Source organism: Pseudomonas sp. CJQ_9, assembly GCF_043106615.1.
GTDB classification, from domain to species: Bacteria; Pseudomonadota; Gammaproteobacteria; order Pseudomonadales; family Pseudomonadaceae; genus Aquipseudomonas; species Aquipseudomonas juntendi.
Genome location: NZ_JBICMS010000044.1, coordinates 95,112 through 121,229, shown reverse-complemented (window position 1 = coordinate 121,229; position 26,118 = coordinate 95,112). Strand labels below are relative to the sequence as shown.

At 63.5% G+C, this 26,118-nt stretch carries 23 protein-coding genes; 14 read left to right on the top strand and 9 right to left on the bottom strand.

Annotation, left to right across the window (positions count from 1 at the left end; genetic code table 11):
• Positions 1–13: 13 nt before the first annotated feature.
• From ACF8SD_RS08405 to ACF8SD_RS08390, 4 genes are all read right to left on the bottom strand, one after another.
• Complete coding sequence (locus tag ACF8SD_RS08405) at positions 14–322, bottom strand: hypothetical protein (protein WP_009683997.1); 309 nt, start codon at positions 320–322, stop codon at positions 14–16.
• Positions 323–387: 65 nt separating this feature from the next.
• The gene (locus tag ACF8SD_RS08400) at positions 388–819 is read right to left on the bottom strand and encodes a D-Ala-D-Ala carboxypeptidase family metallohydrolase (protein WP_029886185.1); all 432 of its coding nucleotides are present in this window, start codon (positions 817–819) and stop codon (positions 388–390) included.
• Between the two features lie 108 nt (positions 820–927).
• Positions 928–1,167, bottom strand: a complete 240-nt coding sequence (locus tag ACF8SD_RS08395; RefSeq protein ID WP_009683999.1) for a glutaredoxin family protein — start codon at positions 1,165–1,167, stop codon at positions 928–930.
• A 64-nt stretch (positions 1,168–1,231) separates the two neighbouring features.
• Complete coding sequence (locus ACF8SD_RS08390; protein WP_392484206.1) at positions 1,232–2,440, bottom strand: ammonium transporter; 1,209 nt, start codon at positions 2,438–2,440, stop codon at positions 1,232–1,234.
• A 325-nt stretch (positions 2,441–2,765) separates the two neighbouring features.
• Here ACF8SD_RS08390 and ACF8SD_RS08385 point away from each other — a divergent pair, with 325 nt between their 5' ends.
• From ACF8SD_RS08385 to dacB, 8 genes are all read left to right on the top strand, one after another.
• Positions 2,766–3,080 carry a YqjD family protein gene (locus ACF8SD_RS08385; protein ID WP_173890549.1) on the top strand — a complete coding sequence of 105 codons (315 nt, stop codon included), beginning with the start codon at positions 2,766–2,768 and terminating at the stop codon, positions 3,078–3,080.
• Between the two features lie 9 nt (positions 3,081–3,089).
• Entirely contained in the window at positions 3,090–3,464 is a 375-nt protein-coding gene (locus ACF8SD_RS08380; protein WP_173890551.1) for a phage holin family protein, read from the top strand.
• Entirely contained in the window at positions 3,461–3,790 is a 330-nt protein-coding gene (locus ACF8SD_RS08375) for a hypothetical protein (protein ID WP_173890553.1), read from the top strand. Before ACF8SD_RS08380 ends, ACF8SD_RS08375 begins: the two co-directional genes overlap by 4 nt.
• A gap of 156 nt (positions 3,791–3,946) precedes the next feature.
• Positions 3,947–5,278, top strand: a complete 1,332-nt coding sequence (locus tag ACF8SD_RS08370; protein ID WP_173890555.1) for a deoxyguanosinetriphosphate triphosphohydrolase — start codon at positions 3,947–3,949, stop codon at positions 5,276–5,278.
• A 283-nt stretch (positions 5,279–5,561) separates the two neighbouring features.
• A complete protein-coding gene (locus ACF8SD_RS08365; RefSeq protein ID WP_173890557.1) occupies positions 5,562–6,179 on the top strand; it encodes a response regulator transcription factor in 618 nt (205 codons plus the stop codon).
• Positions 6,180–6,187: 8 nt separating this feature from the next.
• Positions 6,188–9,820: an ATP-binding protein gene (locus ACF8SD_RS08360; RefSeq protein WP_392484205.1), complete on the top strand. Its 3,633-nt coding sequence runs from the start codon at positions 6,188–6,190 to the stop codon at positions 9,818–9,820.
• 41 nt (positions 9,821–9,861) lie between these two features.
• On the top strand, positions 9,862–10,206 hold the full coding sequence (locus ACF8SD_RS08355) for a YggL family protein (RefSeq protein WP_009684007.1): 345 nt from the start codon (positions 9,862–9,864) through the stop codon (positions 10,204–10,206).
• A 186-nt stretch (positions 10,207–10,392) separates the two neighbouring features.
• Positions 10,393–11,850 carry a D-alanyl-D-alanine carboxypeptidase/D-alanyl-D-alanine-endopeptidase gene (gene dacB, locus ACF8SD_RS08350; protein WP_173890561.1) on the top strand — a complete coding sequence of 486 codons (1,458 nt, stop codon included), beginning with the start codon at positions 10,393–10,395 and terminating at the stop codon, positions 11,848–11,850.
• A gap of 75 nt (positions 11,851–11,925) precedes the next feature.
• Here dacB and ACF8SD_RS08345 read toward each other — a convergent pair whose 3' ends face one another.
• Both ACF8SD_RS08345 and rlmKL read right to left on the bottom strand, forming a co-directional pair.
• Positions 11,926–14,316: a diguanylate cyclase gene (locus tag ACF8SD_RS08345; protein ID WP_392484204.1), complete on the bottom strand. Its 2,391-nt coding sequence runs from the start codon at positions 14,314–14,316 to the stop codon at positions 11,926–11,928.
• 94 nt (positions 14,317–14,410) lie between these two features.
• The gene (rlmKL, locus tag ACF8SD_RS08340; protein WP_173890565.1) at positions 14,411–16,603 is read right to left on the bottom strand and encodes a bifunctional 23S rRNA (guanine(2069)-N(7))-methyltransferase RlmK/23S rRNA (guanine(2445)-N(2))-methyltransferase RlmL; all 2,193 of its coding nucleotides are present in this window, start codon (positions 16,601–16,603) and stop codon (positions 14,411–14,413) included.
• 559 nt (positions 16,604–17,162) lie between these two features.
• Between rlmKL and rmf the strand changes: the two genes are divergently transcribed.
• Positions 17,163–17,378, top strand: coding sequence for a ribosome modulation factor (gene rmf / locus ACF8SD_RS08335; protein ID WP_003248687.1), 216 nt, complete (start codon positions 17,163–17,165; stop codon positions 17,376–17,378).
• A gap of 109 nt (positions 17,379–17,487) precedes the next feature.
• On the opposite strand, the gene ACF8SD_RS08330 is transcribed toward rmf, so the two are convergent.
• Entirely contained in the window at positions 17,488–18,510 is a 1,023-nt protein-coding gene (locus tag ACF8SD_RS08330) for a quinone-dependent dihydroorotate dehydrogenase (protein WP_392484203.1), read from the bottom strand.
• A gap of 158 nt (positions 18,511–18,668) precedes the next feature.
• On the opposite strand from ACF8SD_RS08330, the gene ACF8SD_RS08325 reads away from it, so the two are divergent.
• The 5 genes from ACF8SD_RS08325 to cobA all read left to right on the top strand — a co-directional run bounded on the left by ACF8SD_RS08325 (position 18,669) and on the right by cobA (position 24,321).
• Entirely contained in the window at positions 18,669–19,883 is a 1,215-nt protein-coding gene (locus ACF8SD_RS08325) for a CmpA/NrtA family ABC transporter substrate-binding protein (protein WP_392484202.1), read from the top strand.
• A 12-nt stretch (positions 19,884–19,895) separates the two neighbouring features.
• Positions 19,896–20,471, top strand: a complete 576-nt coding sequence (locus ACF8SD_RS08320; protein WP_009684013.1) for an ANTAR domain-containing response regulator — start codon at positions 19,896–19,898, stop codon at positions 20,469–20,471.
• 190 nt (positions 20,472–20,661) lie between these two features.
• A complete protein-coding gene (locus tag ACF8SD_RS08315; protein ID WP_392484200.1) occupies positions 20,662–21,873 on the top strand; it encodes a nitrate/nitrite transporter in 1,212 nt (403 codons plus the stop codon).
• A gap of 9 nt (positions 21,874–21,882) precedes the next feature.
• On the top strand, positions 21,883–23,553 hold the full coding sequence (locus ACF8SD_RS08310) for a protein kinase (protein ID WP_392484199.1): 1,671 nt from the start codon (positions 21,883–21,885) through the stop codon (positions 23,551–23,553).
• A 27-nt stretch (positions 23,554–23,580) separates the two neighbouring features.
• The gene (cobA, locus tag ACF8SD_RS08305; protein ID WP_173890575.1) at positions 23,581–24,321 is read left to right on the top strand and encodes a uroporphyrinogen-III C-methyltransferase; all 741 of its coding nucleotides are present in this window, start codon (positions 23,581–23,583) and stop codon (positions 24,319–24,321) included.
• Between the two features lie 81 nt (positions 24,322–24,402).
• On the opposite strand, the gene ACF8SD_RS08300 is transcribed toward cobA, so the two are convergent.
• Positions 24,403–25,440, bottom strand: coding sequence for an OmpA family protein (locus tag ACF8SD_RS08300; RefSeq protein ID WP_009684019.1), 1,038 nt, complete (start codon positions 25,438–25,440; stop codon positions 24,403–24,405).
• Positions 25,441–25,551: 111 nt separating this feature from the next.
• Positions 25,552–26,118, bottom strand: coding sequence for an RNA polymerase sigma factor SigX (sigX, locus tag ACF8SD_RS08295; protein WP_003248665.1), 567 nt, complete (start codon positions 26,116–26,118; stop codon positions 25,552–25,554).

Here is a 26,118-nt window from a genome sequence, read left to right as displayed (position 1 = left end):
CAACCCCGCCCCATCAACCAGCCTGGGCAAGCGCCTCGCTGCGCTCCTTCAACCAGCGCAGCACCTGCACCGGCTCCCAGCGGCCAGGGTCGTAGAGTGCGTAGAGCGCCCCTTGGTACCCGACTACATCGAGCCCACGGTGGTAGCCGGCCCGCTGGAACAAGGCTTCGATCTCGGCAAAGCAGGTATTGAAATGCACCTTGCCGAAGGGGGTGCGGTCATCGGTCACCAGGCCTTCGAGGCGCAGTTCCAGAACGGCGTCGGCCACCCGCTCCACAGGCATGCGGTTGACGCTGTACTTGAGTTGCTCGACGTTGAGCATGGCTTTACCTCGATACTGTATTTATATACAGCATACGAACATCCTCGCGTCGCAGTCAATGCGCTTCATTGCAGCCCCGCCAGATAGCCGCTGCCCTTGCGAATGGTCAACACCTGGCGCCGCGGGGTGCCCCGCGCCACCGACAGGTGCACCCACTTGTCGAATTCCAGGATGAGTTGATCGAACGGCACTGTACTTTCGCTGATCCGTTGCACGGTCTCGCGCGGGCTCACCTCTATGACCGTGAAGTCAGCCGCCAGCCCTTGTACATGCTGGCTGTTGGCGGCACCGCCAATCAACCGGTTGACTTTCTCGCTACGGTAGCCGCTGCTGACAATGATGGGCACGCCGAACAGCGCGCGCACCTGCTCCAGCGCACAACACAGCAGTTGCAGGTTGGCCCTGGCTTCAGGTGGCGGGGTGTTGTCGAACCCATCCCTGGCGGCGAGCTGGGAAACGGTCAGTTCAGCGAGGGTAAAATGTGGTGTGATCAACATGGCAAGCGGTTCCGATGATGGCTAGGGGCACCGGCACTGGTGCGCCGGCGCCTGATCATCAGTGCGCATCACCTGCCATGGAGCAGGGTTGTAACTCCCCTGTTGGCGTCATTGCCCCAGGAAAGCCACCACCTGCTCGGCATCGAACGGCCAGTGCAACTCGGCACCGTTGTCACAGCGCCGGAGCACCGGAATGACCAGCCCATAGCGTTCGAACAAAGGTTGGCTTTCGGCAACATCGACCAGCTCCACCAGCAGGCCATGATCGACGAAGGGCATCAGCACCGACTCGGCCACTTCACACAGGTGGCAGCCGAGGGTGCCGAACAGTTGGCATTCAGGCAGCATGGGCGGGTCCCGAGGTGGCATGCAGAGAAGCCTATTCTAGGACCACCACGGCCATCGTGCACCTTCAATCCTGGCTGGTGGCGCCGATACGGTGCAGCGACAGGTCGGCGCCCTGGAACTCCTGTTCATGGCTCAGGCGCAGGCCATGCACGGCGCGCAGCGCACCATACACGGCAAAACCACCGGCAAGTGCCACCGCCACCCCCATCAGGCTCCCCAGCAGCTGGCTGACCAGGCTGACGCCGCCCATGCCGCCCAGTGCCGCCTGGCCGAAGATGCCGCAGGCAACCCCACCCCACACGCCACACAGACCATGCAACGGCCAAACACCCAGCACGTCGTCGATTTTCCAGCGGTTCTGGGCCGCGGTGAACGTCCACACGAACAGCCCGCCTGCCACCAGGCCGGTAGTCAGCGCACCGATCGGGTGCATCAGGTCTGAGCCGGCGCAAACCGCCACCAACCCGGCCAACGGCCCGTTATGCAGGAAGCCAGGGTCGTTGCGCCCGGCCAGCAACGCCGACAACGTGCCGCCAACCATGGCCAGCAGCGAGTTGATCGCCACCAGGCCGCTGAGCCCCTCCAACGTCTGGGCGCTCATCACGTTGAAACCGAACCAGCCAATGATCAGGATCCACGAGCCCAGGGCGAGAAAGGGAATGCTCGAGGGCGCAAAAGCTACCAGCCGACCATCGCGATAGCGCCCGCGGCGGGGGCCGAGCAGCATCACCGCCGCCAGCGCAAGCCAGCCGCCCATGGCATGCACCACCACCGAGCCGGCAAAGTCATGGAACGGCGCGCCAAAGCGGGCCTGCAACCAGGCTTGCAGGCCCAGGTTGCCGTTCCACACCACGCCCTCGAAGAAGGGGTAGACAAATGCCACGATCAAGGCGGTGGCACACAGTTGCGGCAGAAAACGCGCACGCTCGGCGATGCCCCCGGAAATGATCGCCGGAATGGCTGCAGCGAAGGTCAACAGGAAGAAGCACTTGACCAGCGCATAGCCATGGTCGGCGGCCAGCGTTGCAGCAGGCTGGAAGAAGTTGACCCCATAGGCGATCCAGTAGCCTATAAAGAAATACACCAGCGCCGAAATGGCGAAGTCACTGAGGATCTTCGACAAGGCATTGACCTGGTTCTTGTGGCGTACGGTGCCCACTTCGAGGAACGCGAAGCCGGCATGCATGGCCAGCACCAAAATGGCGCCCATGAGAAGGAACAGGGTGTTGGAACCGTGGACCAGGGAGTCCATCGCGCTGTGCATGTTATCCATGAAATAGGCAGACCTGCTGAAAAAAGGCACCAGGACAGTTCAAGAACCTGCATCCCTGCACCGAATCGGTGCCAGTCATCGCCCTGTTTCCGTTGCGTGGGCGGGACCTGCGTGGTTTTTTCTTGGGTTTGTCGAGGATTGCGTTAAGGTTTATCGATATTCGCCGCGTGGGCGCCCTGAATCGGCGCAAAAACCGCCAGAGGCGCCCCGCAACGTGGCAAACACATAGCAAGGCGCATACCAGCACACGCGGCTGTACGCTCACTTGAACCTTCCGCGCGTGCTATCACTCGAACTACCAACATTCATCGACAGGGAGAGACACATGGCCAGCAATTCGGCAAAGACTGCACAAGAGATATTGATGGCTGACTTCCAGGCTTTGGTGCGCGACACCGAAAAGCTGCTGGCCGATACCGCCAACCTGGCCGGCGACCAGGCCGAGGAGTTGCGCGGGCAGATTCACGAGCGCCTGGCCCAGGCACGCGAAGCCCTGCAGTTGACCCAGGAGTCGGTACGCGACCGCGGCCAGGCTGCGCTGGGCAGCGCCGAGCAGTACGTACAGGAAAACCCATGGCAGGCCATCGGCATCGCTGCCGGCGTGGGCCTGTTGATCGGCCTGCTGGCCAACCGGCGTTAAGGGGTTCCCATGGAGAACGAAGCCAACGGCGCCGGCGCATCGGGCAAGCGCCTGGGCGCAGCCGCGCTGGGGCTGCTGCACAGCCATATCGAGCTGTTCGGTATCGAGCTGCAGGAGCAGAAAGGCCGCACGCTGAAGTTGCTGTTGTTCGCCGGCCTGGCACTGGTATTCGCCCTGCTGCTGCTTACCGCCCTGTCGGGCTTGCTGCTGGTGCTGCTGTGGGATAGCTATCGCCTTGCCGGCATCATCGGCCTGTGCGTGTTCTATAGCTTGGCCGCACTGTATTGCGGTGTACGGTTGAAGGCAGCGGTGTTCGACGAGTCATCCCCCTTCAACGCTACCCTCGAAGAACTCGCCAAGGACCGGGAGCGCTTGTTGCCATGAACCTGCCACAACTGCCGAACACACGAAACCCACGCGAGCTGCGCAAGGCATTGCTGCGCCTGCGCATGGAAATGCACCGCCAGGAGATCCGCCACGAATCCGGGCAACTGCTGGCACCGTTGCAGCGCATGCGCGGCATGGGCAGCTCGCTGCACGACGGCTTGGGCATCAAGCGCGCGCCGCTGTGGGGCATTGGCGCTGTGGTAGCACTGGGCTTCATGACCGGCAAGGGCGTGCGCAGCGGCAATCTGGGCAGGCTTGTGCGCCTGGGCACCAGCCTGCTGCCGCTGGTGCGCCTGTACCTGCAAGGTAGCCGCCGCCCCTAAGGGGGGTGAATGGGTACAGGCTCACCCGCGAACGCATCGGTGGCGTCACCGGCCGTTCGTGGGTAATCCATGCCTGCGCCCAGCGTTGCCCCTGCCACTTGCGCGCATGCACAGCACACCAGAAGCTATAGCCTTTGACCCCCTGGAGAACGCGCCTTGGACTGGCACACCCTGCTCACCCGCGAACGTCTGGGCAAAGCCCTGTATAGCGCTGAAGAACTGGGGCGCAGCCCCTTCCACAAAGACCACGACCGCATCATTTTCTCGGGCGCCTTTCGCCGCCTGGGGCGCAAGACCCAAGTGCACCCCGTCACCAGTAACGATCACATTCACACGCGCCTGACCCATTCGCTGGAAGTCAGTTGCGTGGGGCGTTCGCTGGGCATGCGCGTGGGGGAAACCCTGCGCGAAAGCTTGCCAGACTGGTGCGCGCCCAGCGACCTGGGGATGATCGTGCAGTCGGCTTGCCTGGCCCACGACATCGGCAACCCGCCATTCGGCCATTCTGGCGAAGACGCCATACGTCACTGGTTCCAGCAGGCGGCCGGGCGCGGTTGGCTGGACGATATGGGTGATGACGAGCGTGCCGACTTCCTCAATTTCGAGGGCAATGCGCAAGGTTTTCGCGTGCTTACGCAGCTGGAGTACCACCAGTTCGACGGCGGCACCCGGTTGACCTATGCCACCCTTGGCACCTACCTCAAATACCCCTGGAGCGCCCGCCATGCCGACGCCCTGGGCTACAAGAAGCACAAGTTCGGCAGCTACCAGAGCGAGCTGCTACTGCTGGAACAGATCGCCCGCAAGCTGGGCCTGCCACAGCTGGAGCACCAGCGCTGGGCGCGCCACCCGTTGGTGTACCTGATGGAAGCGGCCGATGACATCTGCTACGCGCTGATCGACTTGGAAGACGGCCTGGAGATGGACTTGCTGCAATACGGCGAAGTCGAAGCCTTGTTGCTCGACCTGGTCGGCGACGATCTGCCGGAAACCTATCGCCAGCTGGGCCCCGGCGGTTCTCGCCGGCGCAAGCTGGCCATCCTGCGTGGCAAGGCCATCGAGCACTTGACCAACGCTGCCGCCCAAGCTTTTGTCGAGCAGCAGCAAGCGTTGCTGGCCGGGCAACTGCCAGGCGACCTGGTCGAACACATGCACGGCCCGGCCAAGCGCTGCGTGCTGCAGGCCAAAGACATGGCGCGCAACAAGATCTTTCAGGACAAGCGCAAGACCCTGCACGAAATCGGCGCCTACACCACACTGGAAATCCTGCTGAATACCTTCTGCGGCGCGGCGCTCGAACAACACGGCGGGCGCACGCCATCGTTCAAGAGCCGACGGGTCATGGACCTGCTCGGCAACAGTGCACCAGACCCACACGGCTCGCTGTACAACGCGTTCCTGCGCATGATCGACTTCATCGCCGGCATGACCGACAGCTACGCCAGCGAAATGGCCAGGGAAATGACCGGGCGCTCGGGCCCGGGCTGAGGCATGGCGGTGCAGACCGGCCAGCGTGCCGGTGCTGTACCTGTGTTAAAGGAAACTTCCTACATATACCGAGGGCAAATTAAACAACACGTTTAATTTGCCAACGAAAAGTTACCAAATGCACTTTGACATTGCGGCGCGCACGATTATCTCGTAGCCGGTTTTGCTTTATCTTGTAAGCCATTTCCCATATAGGGCTAACAGCCCTTCCTTGCATGCCCGTCGACTTCCAACTGCGATAAGGTGCCACCTGTCACCCCAATTGACCGCAGGCAAGTTGAACATGCATTCCATATTTATTGTTGACGATCATCCGGTCATCCGCCTTGCCGTCCGCATGCTGCTGGAAAACCAGAATTACAAGATTGTCGGTGAATCGGACAATGGCGTGGACGCGATGCAGATGATCCGCGAGAGCCACCCCGACCTGGTCATCCTCGACATCAGCATCCCCAAGCTAGACGGGCTGGAAGTGCTTGCGCGCTTCCAGGCCATGGCGCTGCCCATGAAAGTGCTGGTGCTGACTGCCCAGGCCCCGGCGTTGTTTGCCGTGCGCTGCATGCACTCGGGTGCTGCCGGTTATGTGTGCAAGCAGGAGGACCTTGGTGAACTGCTCAGTGCAATCAAGGCCGTGCTGGCCGGTTACAACTACTTCCCCAGCCAGGCAATAAAGCATGACCAGGCAACCACGAGCGACCTGCAACTTTTCCGCCAGGTAAATGATCGCGAACTGATGGTACTGCAACTCTTCGCCCAAGGGCGCAGCAACAAGGAAATTGCCAAGGGCATGTTCCTCAGCAGCAAGACCGTGAGCACTTACAAGAAGCGCCTCATGCAAAAGCTGCAGGTCAGTACGTTGGTCGACCTGATCGAGATGGCCAAGCGCAACGCATTGGTCTGAGCATGGTCATGGCCCGCCCTTTCGCCCGCTTGCTGCTCGCGCTGCTGCTATTCAGCAGCGCGGCACTGGCCACCCACCACGAAACTGCATCGTACACGCTCCTGCCGCGTTCATCGGCTATGCCAGCGCCACCGGAACTCAACGCCGAGCAACGGCAATGGCTTGCAGGGCGCCAGGAACTGGTGCTGGGAACCTCGGCCCCTGACTACCCGCCGTTCGACATCACCAGTGGCGGCCGTGACTACCAGGGGCTTACCGCCGAATATGCAAACCTGATCGGCACGGCCCTGGAGCTGCCGGTCCGGGTGCTGCGTTTTCCCAGCCGGCAGGCCGCTTTGGAAGCACTCCGGCAAGGCGACATCGACCTGCTGGGCAGCGCCAATGGCTACGAAGCGGCCAGCGGCGGCCTGGCCTTGTCGCACCCCTATGCCGTGGACCAGCCGGTGCTGGTCACACGCGAAGACGAAACGCGGGCACTGGACACGGGCCTGGCCGGCATGCGCCTGGGCATGCTCTATCACTACCTGCCCGAGGCAGAACTGCTCAACGCCTACCCCGATGCCGAGCTGCTGACGTTCGAGTCCTCCAGCCAGGCGTTGAATGCCGTAGCGTTCGGCCAGGCCGATGTGTTCATCGGCGACACCATTTCCACCCACTACCAGCTCAACCGCGGCCACCTGCCACGCCTGCGCATGGCCAACTTCGGCAAGCATGAAGCCATCGGCTTTGGCTTTGCCCTGCGCCAGCAGGACACCGTACTGAGGGAACTGGTCGATACCGTCCTCGATAGCCAGCCCCCCGCCATGCGCGCCAGTATCTTCAAACGCTGGAGCGCCGGCAGCGACCTGCTGTTGACCGACCGCAACCTGCAATTGAGCGAAACGGAGCAACAATGGCTGCAACAGCACCCTGTGATGCGTGTGGCCATCGACGACACCGCTGCGCCCTTGTCCTACTTCGATGGCTCGGGGCACTTTCGCGGCATCACGGCCGACCTGCTGGAGCTCATTCGCCTGCGCACTGGCTTGCGCTTCGAGGTGCAGCGGGCCAGTGGCATCGCCGACATGATCGCCCGCTTGAAGGATGGCCGCGCCGACGTGATCGCCGCCCTGGCCATCGCCGGGTTGGTCGACAAGGACCTGCAGATCAGCCGGCCGTACCTGGAAAGCGCCTATGTTCTGGTCAGCCGCAAGGACAAACCGGCCCCAGGGTCCCTGGAACAGTTGCAGGGCCACCGCATCGCCTTTACCCGCCACAGCGCCCTGCATGCCACGTTGCCGCAGCATTATCCGCACATCGGCTGGGTCGAGAGCGCCAGCGCGTTCTACTCCATGGCGTTACTCAACAGCGGCGCAGTCGATGCGGTGATCACCACCCTTATCGATGCCAACCACGCCCTGGCCAGCAACCCCGACCTGGTCATCCGCACCTCGGTCGGCGGGGAGCCCGCCAACTACGCCATGGCCACCAACGCGTCTTCACCGGCACTGGCCTCGATCCTCGACAAGGCCCTGCAGAGCATTTCGCCCGAGGAACTGGGGGTCATCAACAACCGCTGGCGCAGCTTTGGCCCGCACGAAGACAGCAAAAGCCAGAGCTACCGCCGGCTGGCGCTGCAGGTGGTATTGGCCACGGCGGTGCTGCTTCTGCTGGCGTTGCTCTGGAACGCCCGCCTGCGCTTGCAGATCCGCCAGCGCCAGCGCGCCGAAAGGGCGCTGAACGACCAACTGGCATTCATGCGCGCACTGCTCAACGGCACCCCTCACCCTATGTACGTGCGCGACCGCGATGGCCGCTTGCAAAGCTGCAACTACAGCTACCTGGAGGCGGTGCAGGCCCGCTCCGAGCAGGTTATCGGCAAACAGCTGAGCGCCAGCCTGTTCGCTGACGCCGAACAGACCCGGCAAATCCAGGCTGATTACCACAAAGTGATGGCTGCCGGCTCCCCCCTGATCATGGACCGCCCCTTGCGGATAAAGGGCAGGGAAATGACCATCTACCACTGGATCCTGCCCTACCGTGATTCGCTGGGTGAGGTGCAGGGCATCATCGGCGGCTGGATCGACATCAGCGACCGCCGCCAGCTGGTCACGGAACTGCGCCAGGCCAAGCAGCAGGCCGACGATGCCAACCGCGCCAAAAGCACCTTCCTGGCCACCATCAGCCACGAAATCCGCACCCCCATGAATGCGGTCATCGGCATGCTCGAACTGGCGGTCAAACGCGCCGATCAAGGGTGGGTGGACCGCAGCGCGCTGGCCTTGGCGCACCATTCGGCCAAAGACCTGCTGGGCCTGATCGGTGACATTCTCGATATCGTGCGCATCGAATCCGGGCATCTGTCGCTGGCCCCCGAGGTGGTCGACCTGGCAGCCTTGGTCGAGTCGGTGGGGCGCATGTTCGATGGCCAGGCACGGCAAAAAGGCCTGGCGCTGGAAGTGATCATCGAACCGGCCGCACGTTGCCACGCGTTGCTCGACCCCCTGCGTTTCAAGCAGGTGCTGTCCAACCTGGTGAGCAACGCCATCAAGTTCACCGAGCATGGCCAGGTACGCATCTGCGTCAGCCTGCTGGACGAACGCCCTGGCAGGCCTGCAATGCTGGACCTGGAGGTGCGCGACAGTGGTATCGGTATCCCTGCCAAAGACTTGGAGCGCCTGTTCAACCCGTTCATCCAGGCCAACCCTCACAGCCAGGGTGCCCGTGCGGGCACCGGGCTCGGTCTGGCCATCTGCCGCAACCTGTGCGACATGATGGGGGGCAGCCTGACCATCAAAAGCCTGGAGGACGTCGGCACCCAGGTGCGCCTGAAGATGCCGTTGCAACGGGTCGATGCTGCAGCGCAACCCGCCCAGTTGCCGGAATGCCTGGACGCTCCCGACCCCGGTCTGCGCGTGCTGGTGATCGACGATCACCCGGCCAACCTGGAACTGATGGCGCAGCAGCTCGGTTATCTGGGCCTGCAGCATGCCAGCGCCAGGGATGGCCGGGAAGGCCTGGCCGCCTGGCGCGCAGGTGATTTCGACGTGCTGGTGCTGGACTGCAACATGCCGCACATGAACGGCTACCAGCTGGCAACCGCCGTGCGCACCGAAGAACGCCATGGCCAGCGGCCGCGCTGCACCATCCTGGGTTATACCGCCAACGCCCAGCCAGAGGTGCGTCGAAAGTGCCTGAGCGCCGGCATGGACGACTGCCTGCTCAAGCCCATCAGCCTGAGTACGCTCAGCCAGTGCCTGGCGGGCATTCGCCCGCGCCGCCAGCAATGCCCCCCGGGCAGGTTGTACGAACTGGACGGCCTGGCGGCCGTGACCGGGCCAGCACCCGACGACCGTCAGCGTTTTCTGCAAGCGCTACTGCAGAGCCTGCAGGCCGACCTGCTCAGCTTGATGGCGCTGGACCCACAGCACGACAGCACGGCCATCGCCGACCAGGCCCACAAGGTGCTGAGCGCCGCGCGTATGCTCAAGGCACCCGCCCTGATGGCGGCATGCGAAGCGCTTGAAGCCGGCACCCTTACCACTGCCCAGCTACGCTTGAAGCGCCAGGCACTGGCACGCCACATGCGCCGGGTGGAGCGCGCCCTGGCCAGGGAGTTGGCGCCAACCGCCGACACTCAGGCAGGCAGCCACGCGTGTTAACTGGTAGACTGCGCGGCGTTATTACCTAAGAGGATTGTTTCATGGCCACAAACCGCTCCCGTCGTCTGCGCAAGAAGCTGTGTGTCGACGAGTTTCAGGAATTGGGCTTCGAGCTGAACCTGGAATTCAAGGAAGATCTGGATGACCAGGCAATCGATGCTTTCCTCGACGCGTTCCTGGCTGAAGCCATGGACGCCAACGGCCTGGATTATGTAGGCGGTGACGATTACGGCCTGGTTTGCTCGGTCAAACGCGGTTCGGTCAGCGAAGAGCAACGCGCCGCCGTCGAAGCCTGGCTCAAAGGCCGCAGCGAACTGACCAAAATCGAAGTCAGCCCGTTGCTGGACGCCTGGTACCCGGAAAAGCCGATCAACAAGGCTGAGTAACCCTCAGCCCGGTTCGATCGAAGAAAGGCCACCTCTCGAGGTGGCCTTTTTATTGGCGATGGTTTTCCGTCGAACGTGGCGCATCGTCGCTACGCTTGGGGCATAATGCGGTTTCTTTAGCTCGTGGGGCCATCATCGCTTACAGCCCCAATGTCCTTTTCCCTCGCTGCAGGGTATTTGCTCACCATGATCAAAACGCTTCGTCCCCTCGTACTCGCCGGCCTGCTATTGCCCTTCGCCTTGCCCAGCCAAGCCGCAGCCGTCAACACCACCTTGCCTGCCAAAGTGCAGCAGGCGCTCAAAGCCAACAAACTGCAAGACACCGCGCTGTCGCTGGTCATGCTGCCCCTGGATGGCCCCGGTGTTCCCACCGTGTTCAATGCCGACGTGTCGGTGAACCCGGCCTCGACCATGAAACTGGTCACCACCTACGCAGCCCTCGAGCTGCTTGGCCCGACCTTTCAGTGGAAGACCGAGTTCTACACCGACGGCACCCTGAGCAACGGGGTGCTCAACGGCAACCTTTACCTCAAAGGCGGCGGTGACCCCAAGCTGAACATGGAAAAGCTGTGGCTGCTGATGCGGGATCTGCGCGCCAATGGTGTGCGCACCGTCACCGGTGACCTGGTACTGGACCGCAGCCACTTCGTGCAACCCAACCTGCCCCAGTTCAACGACGACGGCGGTGACGAAAACAAGCCGTTCCTGGTCAAGCCCGACTCGCTGCTGGTCAACCTCAAGGCCCTGCGCTTTGTAGCCCGCAACGATGGCGGCAAGGTCACCATTGCGGTGGAGCCACCGATTGCCAGCATCCGCATCGACAACCAGGTCAAGCCTGTGGCCTCGAAACAATGCAGCGGCGATGTGCGCTACAACCCAGTGCCTCAGGCCAACGGCATCAGTGTGACGGTCAGCGGCCAACTGGGTGACGGTTGCAACTCGCAGACTTACCTGGCCCTGCTTGACCACCCGACCTACGCGGCCGGTGCCGTGCGTGCCATCTGGAACGAGCTGGGCGGCACCATCCAGGGCGGCGACCGCATCGAGAACGTGCCCAAGAGTGCCCGCCTGCTGGCCCGTGCCTTCTCCCCAGACCTGGTCGAAGTGATCCGCGACATCAACAAGTACAGCAACAACACCATGGCCCAGCAGTTGTTCCTGAGCCTTGGCGCACAGTTCCGCACCGATGCCGATGGCGACGATGCGCGTGCCGCACAGCGCGTGGTACGCCAGTGGCTGGCGAAAAAAGGCATTACCGCGCCGCACCTGGTAATGGAAAACGGTTCAGGCCTGTCGCGAGCCGAGCGAGTCAGCACCCGGGAAATGGCCGAGATGCTGCAGGCGGCCTGGAAGAGCCCCTACGCTGCCGAATACATGAGTTCGATGCCGCTGGTGGGCATGGATGGCACCATGCGCAAACGCCTCAAGCGCACCGCCATGGCCGGTGAAGGGCACATCAAGACCGGCACCCTGAACACGGTGCGCGCAATAGCCGGTTTCAGCCGCGACAGCAACGGCCACACCTGGGCGGTGGCGGCGATCCTCAACGACCCGAAACCATGGGGTGCCTCGCAGGTACTGGACCAGGTGCTGCTGGACCTGTACCGCCAGCCGAAACTGGCCGGCAGCACCGCTGCCAATTGATGCATCGAGCGCCGCCGGCGCGGCGCTCGATCTCACAGGCGCTGAAGATGCAGTGGCCAGCACCTGGCAGCGCGGTCAGGCCGACTCGCCCTCTACCCGGTCCCGCCCGGCCTGCTTGGCCGCATAAACCCCGGCATCGGCGCGCAACAGCAATGCATCGGCGCCCTCCCCCCGCCGCCACCCGGCCACGCCGAAACTCGCGGTCACTTGGCCCACGCCGTCTACTGGGTCATTGCGCACGCCTTGCCAAAGCTCCAGCGCCAGCACACGCGCCTGCTCGGCATCACTGCCCGGGCACAGCACCATGAACTCCTCCCCGCCCAGCCTGCAGAACACATCGGTCCGCCGTAAGCGCTGGCCGATGCGCTGGCACAGGCTACGCAGCACCCGGTCACCGACCGCATGGCCGAAACGGTCGTTGATGCGCTTGAAGTGATCAATGTCGAGCATGATCACGGCCAGCGCCTGGCCACCTCGCAGGGCACGCTCCAACTCGTTTTTCAACCGTTCCTGGAAGTAACGGCGGTTATGGATGCCGGTCAGTGAATCGGTCACCGACAGCCTGCGCAACTCGTGTTCCACGCCCTTGAGATCGGAAATATCGGTCAGGTAGCCATGCCACAAGGTGCAGCCCTGCTCGCCCACTTCCGGCGTTGCCTCGCCACGCACCCAGCGCAAGCCCGCCTGGGGCAGGCACACGCGGTACTCCTCGCGCCACGGCGTCAGGTGTTCGGCCGAATAACGCACCGAGCGGCTCACCCGCTCCAGGTCATCAGGGTGAATGCGTTCGTACACTGCGGCGGCATCTTCGCGCAGCTGCTGCAGGTCAAGCTCATAAATGTCGTACAGCCCCTTGCTGGCATAGGGGAAACACGAATGGCCGTTGGCATCCAGCCTGTACTGGTAGATGCCGCCCGGTACTTCGGCACTGAGTTTTTCCAGCAACCGGTCACGCGCAGCCAATGCCTCGTGCACCCGACGCCGCTCGGTGACATCGATGCAGATGGCCAGGTAACCCACCCACAAGCCCTGCTCGTCCAGCATGGCGGTCACCAGCATGTTGGCTACCAGTTGGCTGCCGTCGGCGCGTACCAGGGTCCACTCACCCGGCTCGGCCCCCTGTTCGTATACCGTTTCGGCAAACAGTGCATGGCCCCCCGCAATGGCGCGGCCAAAGCGCAAACTCAAGGCGTGGGCGCGCTGGCTCAGCTCCTCGGCCAGCACCAGTTGCTCAAGACGCAGGCGGCCAATGGCTTCACTGGCCGGGTAACCAAGCATGCTTTCGGCACCGGCATTAAAGGTGCTGACCACCCCTTTGAGGTTGGTGGCGATGATGGCAACCTGGGTCGCGGCATCCAGCACGCTGCGCAGCTGATTGTGAGTGCCGCGCAGCGACTGTTCGCTGATCTGCAGCTCTTCGGTGCGCTGCGCAACCAGGGCCAAGGCCCGTTGACGCTGGCTGAGCAGGCTGAACAACAGCACGCTCAGCAGCAGGCTCAGCAAACCGCCCAGGGCACCGACTGCCAGCACCGCCGAAGAACGGTTGGCCTGCAAGAATGCCAGGCTGGGGCGGATACTCAGCAGCAACTGGCGGTCCGCCAGGTGCAGCACCTGATCGCTGACCAGCGAGAGAGGCGCCACGGGGTTGTTGGAGTCGTAGAGAACTTCTGGGCCCTGCCGCCCGGACGGGTCAACCAAGCGTGTTACCAGGTTATCGTCAGGCGCCACTGGCCGGCCATCGCCGATCAGCTCGGGCATGCTCAACAAGGCCAGCACATAGCCCGCTGCAGCGCCGTGGGTCGCGGCAACGGCGAACACCGGCGCGACCATCAACAGGCCGCCCGCGCCCTGTTCGCTGGCATTCAACTTGAGCGGCTGGGACACCGCCATGCTTCCCGGCACCAGCGCCCGCGCAAGCACAGCCCGGGCCGCATCCTGCGCGGCCAGGTCGAGACCATAAGGCAGCCCCGGCGAGGTGCCTGATGCGTTATACAGCACGGGAAAATACAGGTCGCGCGCGGGAGCGCGGCGCCATTGCCCCTGTTCGTCCTGATCGCGAATCACAAAGCCCGGGCCGGCAAGGGTGCTGGCCTGGCGTTCAAACACGGCGCGCTGAGCAGCCTCTACACGCGGGGCCCAAGCATAGGCCTGGGTACGGTGCAGCAGCGGCCGGGCATAACCGTCAAATTCCCGAGGGGTTATTTCGTCGGAATAGCTGAAAAACCACCGCAGCCCATCCAGGCGCTGCTGCTGTTCGGCAAAACGCTCGGCGATGCGGCCAAAGCGCTCGCCCGCCAGCAGCTCGAAGCGCTGGCGCAGCTGCTGGTTGTAAAACGACTGCGCGGCCAGGGCCAGGGCGGCCGTCAACAGGCCGCCGGCCAGCAGCGCAATCAAGGCCATCAGCCAGGCGGACATCGCCTCTGCGCGCAGGCCAAGCACCCGCGCAAGCACGCCACACTTTGACATACACCCGTCTCGTCACGTCAGCGTCCTGCGGATTATCCTGCCCTGCACTCAGTTATAGCCAATTGCCACTACCGACGCAATGTACCCCGTCGGCTCAGCGCAGCTGCAAGCGCCAGGCGCGGTGAATACGGTTGTTGCGGGCGAAATCCGGGTCCAGGGTCTGGGCCGTGATTTCCTCCACTGCGTAGCGCGCCATCAGGTGTTCGTCCAGCTGGAACTTGCGGAAGTTGTTGGAGAAATACAGCACGCCACCGGGCGCCAGGCGGGCCATGGCCAAGTCCAGCAACTGCACATGGTCACGTTGCACGTCGAACACACCTTCCATCCGTTTGGAGTTGGAGAAGGTCGGCGGGTCGATGAAGATCAGGTCGTAGCTGTCACGGTTACCCTCCAGCCAGGCCATGACATCACTCTGCTCCAGGCGATTGCGCTCGGAGTAACCATTGAGCGCCAGGTTGCGCCGCGCCCAGTCCAGGTAGGTCTTCGACAGGTCGACGCTGGTGGTGCTGCGCGCGCCGCCCTTGGCCGCGTGCACGGTGGCCGTGGCGGTGTAGCAGAACAGGTTGAGGAAGCGCTTGCCGGCTGCTTCGCGCTGAATCCGCATGCGCATCGGGCGGTGGTCGAGGAACAAGCCGGTGTCGAGGTAATCGGTGAGGTTGACCAACAACTTCACGCCGCCTTCGTTGACCTCCTGGAAACGCCCCTCGGTAGCCTGACGCTCGTACTGGCGGGTACCGCTTTGCCGCTCGCGGCGCTTGAGCACCACGCGCTGGGGAGCAATGCCCAATGCCTGCGGGATGGCCGCCAGGGCATCAAGCAGGCGCGCCTGGGCCTTGTCCGGGTCCACCGAGCGTGGTGCGGCATATTCCTGCACATGTACCCAATCGTGGTACAGATCGACTGCCAGGGCATATTCAGGCATGTCGGCATCGTACAGGCGATAGCAGTCGACCTGCTCGCGCCGGGCCCATTTGCCCAGTTGCCTGAGGTTTTTCTGCAGGCGGTTGGCAAACATCTGTGCCCCTTCCGACAGGCGGGCCGGCTCGCTGGTGACGGGCACCTGCTGGCCGACCTCACCGGTGTCGGCCGGTGCCTCGCGACGCTCACCGGTGACGAATTGGTCAGGCTGCACCTTGAACAACAGCAGCTTGCACGGCAACGCGCCGTTCCAGAACGCGTACTGCTTGTGGCTGCGAATGCCCATGCGCTTGCCCAGTTGCGGCGCACCGGTGAATACCGCAGCCTCCCAACCCATGCATGCCTGGCGCAGGCGCTCGCCAAGGTTCTGGTAGAGATACAGCAGGCTGGCTTCATCACCCAGGCGCTCGCCGTAGGGCGGGTTGCTGATGACCAGGCCTTTCTGGTTCTGGTCCGGGCGCGGCTCGAAGGTGCTGACCTCGCCCTGGTAGATTTTCACCCAGTCACCCAAGCCTGCGCGCTCCACGTTGTTACGGCCCGGCTGAATCAGCCGCGGGTCGGCCTCGTAGCCACGGATCCACAGCGGGGGTTTGGCCAGGCCAGCCTGAGCACGTGCCTGCGCTTCTTCATGCACCTTGCGCCATAGCGCCGGCACGTGGCCGAGCCAGGCGCTGAAACCCCAGCGTTCACGCTTGAGGTTGGGCGCGATATCGGCAGCAATCATGGCGGCCTCTACCAGGAACGTACCCACACCGCACATCGGGTCGGCCAGCGCACCACCTTGCGCGGCAATACGCGGCCAGCCGGAACGGATCAGCACAGCAGCCGCCAGGTTTTCCTTGAGCGGCGCGGCGCCCTGCTGCAGACGATAGCCACGCTGGTGCAAGCTGTGCCCGGACAGGTCGAGGGACAGGATCGCCTCGCCGCGCTCCAGCCGCAGGTGCACGCGAACGTCAGGATCGATCTTTTCCACCGACGGGCGCAGGCCTTCGCGGTTGCGCAGCTTGTCGACGATGGCATCCTTGACCTTCAACGCACCGAAATGGGTGTTGTCGATGCCCGAGCCATGGCCGCTGAACTCGACAGCCAGGGTGCCATCGGCCGCCAGGTGGTCCGCCCAGTCCACGGCGTGCACACCGTCATACAGGTCGTCGGCGTTCTTCATGGAAAAACGCTTGAGCACCAGCAGCACCCGGTTGGCCAGGCGCGACCAGATGCACAGGCGGTAGGCGGTCTCCATGTCGGCGGCGCCGCGGATGGCCGAGGTGTGCTCACGCACTTCGTCCAGGCCAAGGCTTTTGGCCTCTTCGGCAAGCAGGCCTTCAAGGCCTTTGGGGCAGGTGAGGTAGAGTTCGAAACGGTCCGACATGAATATTCCAGAGCCTTGGGCTATTGACTGACGAGGCGACGCATCGCCCCGCGATGTTTGCCCGCACGCCTTTCCAGCAGGCGTGCAGGTGGCCGGTTGGGCACACTCGTGTGCCGCAGCGGGCCGGGCCACCTGACAGATCTGCGCTTCGCCGGGTGGCAAAGACAGCTTAGATCATCAGGCAGTACGAAAAATTCTGGCGACGTAGAGCGCTGTGTGACCCTTCGTCGCATTTCAAATTATTTCTCTGTTCCTTGACTGACGCTGGCAAAATGACGTCAATGATCGGCAAACCCCGATCGTAGCGGGCTCAACTCTAAATAAGGTTGAGTCGCATTTCTTTACTTATCCCCACACCCTCACAAACGTTACGTCCTTATGACAAATCGATCATTCACACCGTGACTCGCATTCGATAGAACTGGTCTCAGGCCGCTTCGCAACGAGGCGGCACATTCAGCTCGCCACGCCGGCAGCGAGCGCAAACCGGCAGAAAGACTCTGCCCGGCCTCGGAGAGGCCGACGGGACATTACAGTCAACAAGTGAGGGCAACACCCTATGAGAAGACTTAAGCGTGATCCGTTGGAAAGAGCATATTCACGTGGCTACCAATACGGGGTAACCGGCAAATCCCGCGAACTTTGCCCATTCAATCTTCCTTCTGTTCGCCAAGCCTGGATCAACGGCTGGCGTGAAGGTCGCGGCGATAACTGGGACGGTATGACTGGCACCGCTGGCATCCATAGACTCAACGAAAATCACGCCGTAGGCTGATCGAGGACACTGAATTCGATTTACCATGCACGCCCCAACCGGGCGGCGGGCTTAGGCCCAGGGGCCCCTTCAAGGGGCCCTTTTTCATGCGCTGGCAAACCCCGCCAGGCTAGCGAGGCATCGCCGCGATCGCATCCACCGCTTCGCGAATCAGCGCCGGCCCCTTGTAAATGAAGCCCGAATAGATCTGCACCAGGCTCGCCCCAGCAGCGATCTTCTCGGCAGCGTGGCGCCCTTCGGTGATGCCACCGGCGGCAATGATCGGCAACTTCCCACCCAATTCACCCGCCAGCACCTTGACGATATGGGTGCTCTTCTCCAGCACCGGCGCGCCTGACAGGCCACCTGCCTCGCCCCCATAAGGCAGCGCTTCGACACCCTCACGGCCCAGCGTGGTGTTGGTGGCAATCACTGTATCCATGCCCGACTCCATCAACGCAGCCGCCACCAGGGCGGTTTCTTCGTCGCTCATGTCGGGGGCGATCTTGATCGCCAGCGGCACGCGCTTGCCATGTGCAGCAGCCAGCTGCTCACGGCGCTCGGCCAGGGCATCGAGCAGTTGCTTGAGCGAATCGCCGAACTGCAGGCTGCGCAGGCCCGGGGTGTTCGGCGAACTGACGTTGACCGTGATGTAGCTGGCAGCGGTATACACCTTGTCCAGGCAGATCAGGTAGTCGTCCACCGCGCGCTCGACCGGGGTGTCGAAGTTCTTGCCGATGTTGATGCCCAGCACACCGCTGTAACGCGACGCACGAACACGGCCAAGCAGGTGATCGACACCCAGGTTGTTGAAGCCCATGCGGTTGATGATGGCGGTGGCTTGCGGCAGGCGGAACAGCCGAGGCTTGGGATTGCCCAGCTGCGGGCGCGGCGTGACGGTGCCGATTTCGACGAAACCGAAGCCCAACTGCGCAAAGCCGTCGATGGCCGCGCCATTCTTGTCCAGGCCGGCGGCCAGGCCGACCGGGTTGGCAAAGTTCAAGCCCATGACCGATACCGGCAACGCCGCCGGTTGCTTGCACAGCATGCCGTTGAGGCCAAGACGGCCACCGGCGCCGATCAGGTCCAGGGACAGGTCGTGAGAAGTTTCCGGGGAAAGCTTGAACAGCAGCTGGCGGGCCAGGGTATACATGGGCGGGCAAGGCTCAGGGTGAGTGAGGGGGCGATTATAGCTAGCGCGGCGCCGGCATGACAGCACATCGTGGGGCTGCGGAGCGAGGTGATCGCGTAAATGGCACATCGGTTGCACCCCAAGTGCCCACAGCCTTATCAGTATGGGCGAGGAACCTTGTGAACACTGCACCCCGAGCAACGCCCCTGGCCTGGGTCAACGGCAGCGACGCGCCGGAGAAACCCAGCCTCAACATCGGTTTCATGGGCCTCACCGACTGCGCCTCGGTCGTGGTCGCCGCCACCCAGGGCTTCGCCCAGCAGCACGGCCTGACCCTCAACCTTAAGCGCCAGGGCTCGTGGGCCGGCCTGCGGGACAAACTGGTCAGTGGCGAACTGGACGCCGCGCACTGCCTGTATGGGCTGGTCTACGCCGTGCACTTGGGCATCGGTGGCGTGCCGGGCAGCGACATGGCCGTGCTCATGGGGCTGAACCAGAACGCCCAAGCCATCAACCTGTCCCCAACCCTGCAACGTAAAGGCGTGACCAACCCTGAGGCGCTGGCGCGGCTGGTGCACCAACATGGCCCACGGCTGACCTTTGCCCAGACCTTCCCCACGGGCACTCACGCCATGTGGCTGTATTACTGGCTGGCCAGCCAGGGCATCCACCCATTGCGTGACGTCGACAGCGTAGTCGTACCGCCTGCGCAGATGGCCGCACACATCCAGGCCGGGCGCATCGACGGCTTCTGCGTCGGCGAGCCGTGGGCCGCCGACGCGGTCGCCAAAGGCCAGGGCTTCACTTTGGCCACCAGCCAGTCGATCTGGCCCGACCACCCGGAAAAAGTCTTGGCCTGTGCCCGCGCCTTCGCCGAACAATACCCCAACAGCGCGCGCGCGTTGATCAAGGCGATCCTCGCTGCCAGCCGGTTCATCGAGCAAAACCCGGACAACCGCCGCAGCGCCGCGCAACTGCTCAGTGGCAGTGCCTACCTGGACACCGCGCTGGCCAGCATCGAGCCACGCCTGCTGGGCCACTATCAGGACGGCCTGGGCAACCACTGGCAAGACCCGCACGCCCTGCGCCTGTTCGACCAGGGTCGAGCCAACTTCCCTTACCTGTCCGACGGCATGTGGTTCATGACCCAGTTTCGCCGCTGGGGCCTGCTGCGCGAAGACCCGGATTACCACCAGGTCGCAGGCCAGGTCCAACAACTGGCGCTGTACACCGAGGCCGCCCAGAGCCTGGGCGTGGCATGCCCGGCGCACCCCATGCGCAGCAGCCTGCTGATAGACGGTAGCCGCTGGGACGGCAGCGACCCCTACGGCTATGCCCGTAGCTTCAGGCTGCATGCGTTGGGCGCGCTGCCCGACGCCCAGGTTGGCAGGTAAGGGGGGACGACCATGCTGCGTATCCTGCTGATCGACGACACCCAGAGCAAACTAGGCCGCCTCAAAGCCGCTTTGACCGAGGCCGGCTTCGACGTCACCGAAGCCCCAGGCCTGACCATCGACCTGCCCGCCTGCGTCGAAACGGTGCGCCCGGACGTGGTGCTGATCGACACCGATTCACCGGACCGCGATGTGATGGAGCATGTGGTGCTGGTCAGCCGTGACCAACCCCGACCGATCGTGCTGTTCACTGACGAACACGACCCCGGGGTAATGCGCCAGGCGATCCAGGCAGGGGTCAGTGCCTATATCGTGGAAGGTATCCATGCGGCGCGGTTGCAGCCGATTCTGGACGTGGCCATGGCTCGCTTCGAAAGCGACCAGGCCCTGCGCGCCCAGTTGCTGGCGCGCGACCAGCAACTGGCTGAACGCAAGCGTATCGAGCAGGCCAAGGGCCTGTTGATGAAAATGAAAGACTGCAACGAAGAACAGGCCTACACCCTGATGCGCCGCCAGGCCATGAGCCGCCAACAAAAGCTGATCCAGGTGGCCGAGCAGATCATCGCCATGCACGAGATGCTCGGCTGAGGGTGCCAGTGCACTACCTGGCCAGCCTGCCCAGGCACAGTTGGCCCATCTCTTGCTGAACAAAACGCACCGGTAACCAACGGCGGTTGCCCCACTTAAATTCCGACAAAGACGTCGCTCGCCCCTCCACAGCCGTGGAGCGGGTGGCGGCGTCTTTTTCGTTCCGTTGCATGACCGAGTGAGGTGTTCGATGAGTACCAGCTTCTGGAAGTCCGGGCATGTGCCCACGCTGTTCGCCGCGTTTCTGTACTTCGACCTCAGCTTCATGGTCTGGTACCTGCTGGGCCCGCTGGCGGTGCAGATTGCCGCCGACCTGCAACTGAGCGCACAACAGCGGGGCCTGATGGTGGCGGTGCCGATCCTGGCCGGGGCCATCCTGCGCTTTGCCATGGGCGTGCTGGTGGACCGCCTGTCGCCCAAGACCGCCGGGCTGATCGGCCAGGTGGTGGTCATCGTCGCGCTGGCCGCTGCCTGGCGCCTGGGCGTGCACAGCTATGAACAGGCACTGCTGCTGGGCGTGTTCCTCGGTTTTGCCGGCGCCTCGTTCGCCGTGTCGCTGCCACTGGCTTCGCAGTGGTACCCGCCACAGCATCAAGGCAAGGCCATGGGCATCGCCGGGGCCGGCAACTCGGGCACGGTGTTCGCGGCCCTGCTCGCCCCGGCACTGGCAGCCGGCTTTGGCTGGAACAATGTCTTCGGCTTTGCACTGCTGCCACTGTCGCTGGCGCTGGTGGTATTCGCCTTGCTGGCACGTAACGCCCCACAACGGCCCAAGCCCAAAGCCATGGCCGACTACCTCAAGGCACTGGGCGACCGCGACAGCTGGTGGTTCATGTTCTTCTACAGCGTTACGTTCGGTGGTTTCATCGGCCTGGCCAGCGCCCTGCCTGGCTACTTCAGCGATCAGTACGGCCTGAGCCCGGTCACCGCCGGCTACTACACGGCGGCCTGCGTGTTCGCCGGCAGCCTGATGCGCCCGCTCGGTGGCGCCCTGGCCGACCGCTTTGGCGGCATCCGCACGCTGCTGGGCATGTACAGCGTAGCGGCCATCTGCATTGCTGCCGTCGGCTTCAACCTGCCCTCCGCGGCCGCCGCCCTGGCCCTGTTCGTCAGCGCCATGCTCGGCCTGGGTGCCGGCAATGGCGCAGTGTTCCAACTGGTGCCGCAACGCTTCCGCCAGGAAATCGGCGTCATGACCGGGCTGATCGGCATGGCCGGTGGTATGGGGGGCTTCCTGCTGGCGGCAGGGCTGGGCACCATCAAGCAGCACACTGGCGACTACCAAATGGGGTTGTGGCTGTTCGCCAGCCTGGGCCTGCTGGCCTGGTTCGGCCTGCACGGCGTGAAACAACGCTGGCGCACCACCTGGGGCTCGGCGGCCGTGACCGCAGCGCGGGTCTGAGGCACACCCATGAGCCTGCAACTGAGCTTTGCCCAGGCCAGTGCCACCGGGCCACGCGCGGAAAACCAGGATGCCTTGCGCCTGGTCACCCCGGCGCCCGAACTGGCCGCCAGCAAGGGCTACCTGTTCGCCCTGGCCGACGGGGTCAGCCAATGTGCCGACGGTGGCCTTGCCGCGCGGGCCAGCCTGCAGGCGCTGGCCCTGGACTACTACGCCACGCCGGCCACCTGGGGCGTGGCCCAAGCCCTCGACCGCCTGCTGCTGGCACAGAACCGCTGGCTGCGCGCCCAAGGGAATGGTCAGCCGTTGCTGACCACCCTCAGCGCACTGGTGCTGCGTGGGCGGCGCTTCACCCTGGCCCACGTAGGCGACTGCCGGGTGTATCGTTGGCACGCCGGCCAGCTGCAGTGCCTGAGCGAAGACCATGTCTGGGACCAGCCCGGCATGCAGCATGTACTCAAACGCGCGCTGGGCCTGGACCAGCATCTGCTGGTGGATTACCTGGAAGGCGAATTGCAGCCGGGTGAATGTTATCTGCTGGTCAGCGACGGTGTCTGGGCCAGCCTGGGCGACCAGCACATCCAGGCGGTGCTGCGCGAGCAACCCGACCTGCAGCTGGCCGTGGACACGTTGGTTGCCAGCGCCCACCTCAACGGTAGCCAGGATAACGCCAGCGCCATGCTCGTGCAGGTCGACCAACTGGGCACGGCGAACCTTGGCGACACGTTGGCGCAACTGCAGCACTGGCCTGTGCCCGAGCCATTACGGCCAGGCCTTTTGATCGATGGCTGGCAGGTCGAACAACTGCGCGCGCACAGCCGTCAGTCATTGTTGTACCGGGTGCGCGATGGCCAAGGCCAGGCGTGGCTGCTCAAGACCTTGCCGCCCGAGCGGCGGCAGGAGCCTGGTGCGGCGCAGGCCCTGCTGCTCGAAGAGTGGTTCATGCGCAGGGTCGCCGGCCGGCACTTCCCCGAGCTGCACGCCTGTAGCCAGCGCCAGCAGTTGTACTACGTGATGCGCGAATACCCTGGCCAGAGCCTGGCCGCGCTGCTGGCCGAAAATGGCCCACTGCCGTTGGCCCAGTGGCTGGAGCTCGCCCGGCAGTTGCTACAGGCGGTGGGGGTGCTGCACCGGCGCAACCTGCTGCACCGCGACATCAAGCCCGACAACCTGCACCTGGGCTGCGATGGCCAGTTGCGCCTGCTGGACTTCGGCCTGGCGTACTGCCCCGGGCTCTGCGAAGACCCGCAACATGCCTTGCCCGGCACCCCGTCCTACATCGCCCCGGAAGCCTTTGACGGCCTGCCGCCCAGCCCACGCCAGGACCTGTATGCCGCAGGCGTGACGCTGTATCACCTGCTGACCGGGCACTACCCGTACGGGGAAGTGGAAGCTTTTCAGCGGCCACGCTTCGGCCAACCGGTCAACCCTGCGCGCTACCGGCCCGACCTGCCGGAGTGGCTGCAGCACCACCTGCAGCAGGCCGTGGCCGCCGACCCGGCGCAGCGCTTCGAAACCGCCGAACACTGGTTGCTGCTGCTCGAACGGGGCGACCGCCAGGAATTGCCCGGGCGGCCACGGCCATTGCTGGAGCGCGAGCCACTGAAAGTCTGGCGCACCCTGGCCGTGCTGTCGCTACTGATCAACTTGATATTACTGCTCGCCCTGCTCAAGGGCTGAATGCAGCTTGCCAATGAGGAAACGCGGATGAATGCAAAAGTGTGGCTGGTCGGCGCCGGCCCGGGTGACCCGGAACTGCTCACCCTCAAGGCTGTACGCGCCTTGCAGCAAGCGGCAGTGGTGATGGTCGACGACCTGGTCAACCCGGCAGTGCTGGAACATTGCCCGCAGGCGCGGGTTATTGCAGTGGGCAAGCGTGGTGGCTGCCGCTCGACACCACAGGCGTTCATCCAGCGCCTGATGTTGCGCCACGCCCGCCAAGGGCGCTGTGTAGTGCGGCTCAAGGGCGGCGACCCATGCATTTTCGGCCGCGGCGGCGAGGAGGCCCTGTGGCTGCAGGGGCATGGTATCGAGGTGGAAATCGTCAACGGCATCACCGCAGGCCTGGCAGGCGCCACGCAGTGCGGTATTTCCCTGACCTCGCGGGGCGTCAGCCGCGGGGTAACGCTGGTGACCGCGCATACCCAGGATGACAGCGCACTGAACTGGGCAGCATTGGCCCAGGCTGGCACCACGTTGGTGGTGTACATGGGCGTGGCCAGGCTGGAGCAGGTCCGCCAAGGGTTGCTGGACGGGGGAATGGCACCCGGCATGCCGGTGGCCATGATCGAGAATGCCTCGCTCCCCGAGCAACGCGAGTGCAGGAGCGATGTGCAGGGGATGGTCGAGGATGCGCGTGGGTTCGCTTTGCGTAGCCCGGCGATCCTGGTGATTGGCGAGGTGGTTGGGGCGCAGGTCGCTCAGCAGTGGGTGACCGCTACCGGCTGACAGCCACGGCCCGCCGGCCGGTAAAATCCAGCCAAAGAAAAACCCGGCCGAGGCCGGGTTTTTCGTGAAGCTTCAAACCAATTACTTGGCCTGGGCTTCTACCTGAGCTTCAACGCGACGGTTGATAGCACGGCCTTCTTCGGTGGCGTTGTCAGCAACCGGACGGGTTTCGCCGTAGCCAACCGAGTCAACACGGCTGGATTCTACGCCGTACTGCTGGGTCAGGACTTGCTTGACAGCGTTGGCACGACGCTCGGACAGCTTCTGGTTGTAAGCGTCTGGACCCACGGAGTCAGTGTGACCTTCAACCACGGTGGTGGTTTGTGGGTACTGCTTCATGAAGTCAGCCAGGTTCTTGATGTCGCCGTAGCTGTTTGGCTTGACGACCGACTTGTCGAAGTCGAACTTCACGTCCAGCTCAACACGAACGACTTCGGCAACAGCCGGGCAGCCGTCAGCATCAACGGTAACGTTGGCCGGGGTGTCTGGGCACTTGTCGACGTTGTCGCACACGCCGTCGTTGTCGGAGTCGGAGCAAACTTCAGCAACAGGTGCTGGAGCGGGGGCTGCGGTTTGCTTCGGGCTACCGCCGAAGTTCAGACCAACACCAACGCTTGGGGCCCACTCGGTGTCGCCCTGGTCGATGTTGTACTGGGCTTCAACGCCAGCACGGGCGTAGAACATGTCGGTGATGTACCACTTGGCACCGGCGCCAACGTTGGCGAAGGTGGAGTGGTCACGACCGCCACGGCCGGTCTGGCCCAGCGACTGGTGCGAGAAACCAGCGGAAACGTACGGACGGATAGCGTCGTACGGGTTGTTGAAGTGGTAAACGGCGTCCAGGGCGGTGTTCGAGCCCTTGATGTTCTTGCCGTCGTCGCCACGAGCGTTGTGCACTTCGTCGTAGCCCAGACGCAGTTCAACGTCGTCGGTCAGGAAGTAACCGATCGAGCCGCCGAACAGGTTGCCGTCGTTCTTGAAGTCGCGCTGGCTGTCGAAGAATTCTTTCTTGTAGAAGATTTCAGTCTCGACGGCGCCTTGACCTTGTGCCATAGCGCCAATCGAGGTGGCGGCTACGAGCGAACCAATGGCCAAGCCCAAGGTGTTTTTCAATTTCATCCGTTAAATCCCCATCTGGTGATAGTTAAGCAGTCCCACCATAAACAAGGGGGACAACTCGACGGCAAGTCTAGCAGAACTCGCCGATTCATTAGAGATATTTGCAGACCACTAAGTTTCATCGAGACCCGCAAATTTCTCACGAAGCTTGTCTAGCGCGCGCTTGTATCGCATTTTTGTAGCGCTCAGGCCCATGTGCATGATGTCGGCGATCTCCTGGAACTCCAGCTCTGCGACAAAACGCAGCACCAGGATCTCGCGGTCGATCGGGTTCACATGCACCAGCCACTTGTCCAGCCCGCCTTTTTCTTCCGGCTTCGGTGCCTTGTCCTCGGACGCCTCTTCAACAGGGTCCAGGCTCAGGGCATCCATCAACCGGCGTTTGCGGCGCTCCTTGCGGTACTGGGTAATGCACTCGTTGTAGGTGATGCTGTAGAGCCAGGTCTTGAACTTGGATTTACCCTCGAAGTTCTTCAGACCGTACAGCACCTTGAGCATCACTTCCTGACAGACATCGTCCGCGTCACGGTCGTTCCCTAAATAACGTGCACAGACGTTGAACAGGGTCCGCTGGTAGCGCCGCATGAGCTCCTCATAGGCACGGGTGACGTGGTACAGCTCCTCATGCGAACGCGCCACCAACTCTTCGTCGGTGAGCTCGCGAGGGTCATAACGCAT

Excerpts from the sequence above, each read along its gene's own strand:
- ACF8SD_RS08405 (WP_009683997.1), bottom strand. The coding sequence starts at position 322 with ATGCTCAACGTCGAGCAACTCAAGTACAGCGTCAACCGCATGCCTGTG.
- ACF8SD_RS08400 (WP_029886185.1), bottom strand. The coding sequence starts at position 819 with ATGTTGATCACACCACATTTTACCCTCGCTGAACTGACCGTTTCCCAG.
- ACF8SD_RS08395 (WP_009683999.1), bottom strand. The coding sequence starts at position 1,167 with ATGCTGCCTGAATGCCAACTGTTCGGCACCCTCGGCTGCCACCTGTGT.
- ACF8SD_RS08390 (WP_392484206.1), bottom strand. The coding sequence starts at position 2,440 with ATGGATAACATGCACAGCGCGATGGACTCCCTGGTCCACGGTTCCAAC.
- ACF8SD_RS08385 (WP_173890549.1), top strand. The coding sequence starts at position 2,766 with ATGGCCAGCAATTCGGCAAAGACTGCACAAGAGATATTGATGGCTGAC.
- ACF8SD_RS08380 (WP_173890551.1), top strand. The coding sequence starts at position 3,090 with ATGGAGAACGAAGCCAACGGCGCCGGCGCATCGGGCAAGCGCCTGGGC.
- ACF8SD_RS08375 (WP_173890553.1), top strand. The coding sequence starts at position 3,461 with ATGAACCTGCCACAACTGCCGAACACACGAAACCCACGCGAGCTGCGC.
- ACF8SD_RS08365 (WP_173890557.1), top strand. The coding sequence starts at position 5,562 with ATGCATTCCATATTTATTGTTGACGATCATCCGGTCATCCGCCTTGCC.
- ACF8SD_RS08360 (WP_392484205.1), top strand. The coding sequence starts at position 6,188 with ATGGCCCGCCCTTTCGCCCGCTTGCTGCTCGCGCTGCTGCTATTCAGC.
- ACF8SD_RS08355 (WP_009684007.1), top strand. The coding sequence starts at position 9,862 with ATGGCCACAAACCGCTCCCGTCGTCTGCGCAAGAAGCTGTGTGTCGAC.
- dacB (WP_173890561.1), top strand. The coding sequence starts at position 10,393 with ATGATCAAAACGCTTCGTCCCCTCGTACTCGCCGGCCTGCTATTGCCC.
- ACF8SD_RS08345 (WP_392484204.1), bottom strand. The coding sequence starts at position 14,316 with ATGTCAAAGTGTGGCGTGCTTGCGCGGGTGCTTGGCCTGCGCGCAGAG.
- rlmKL (WP_173890565.1), bottom strand. The coding sequence starts at position 16,603 with ATGTCGGACCGTTTCGAACTCTACCTCACCTGCCCCAAAGGCCTTGAA.
- rmf (WP_003248687.1), top strand. The coding sequence starts at position 17,163 with ATGAGAAGACTTAAGCGTGATCCGTTGGAAAGAGCATATTCACGTGGC.
- ACF8SD_RS08330 (WP_392484203.1), bottom strand. The coding sequence starts at position 18,510 with ATGTATACCCTGGCCCGCCAGCTGCTGTTCAAGCTTTCCCCGGAAACT.
- ACF8SD_RS08320 (WP_009684013.1), top strand. The coding sequence starts at position 19,896 with ATGCTGCGTATCCTGCTGATCGACGACACCCAGAGCAAACTAGGCCGC.
- ACF8SD_RS08315 (WP_392484200.1), top strand. The coding sequence starts at position 20,662 with ATGAGTACCAGCTTCTGGAAGTCCGGGCATGTGCCCACGCTGTTCGCC.
- ACF8SD_RS08310 (WP_392484199.1), top strand. The coding sequence starts at position 21,883 with ATGAGCCTGCAACTGAGCTTTGCCCAGGCCAGTGCCACCGGGCCACGC.
- cobA (WP_173890575.1), top strand. The coding sequence starts at position 23,581 with ATGAATGCAAAAGTGTGGCTGGTCGGCGCCGGCCCGGGTGACCCGGAA.
- ACF8SD_RS08300 (WP_009684019.1), bottom strand. The coding sequence starts at position 25,440 with ATGAAATTGAAAAACACCTTGGGCTTGGCCATTGGTTCGCTCGTAGCC.
- sigX (WP_003248665.1), bottom strand. The coding sequence starts at position 26,118 with ATGCGTTATGACCCTCGCGAGCTCACCGACGAAGAGTTGGTGGCGCGT.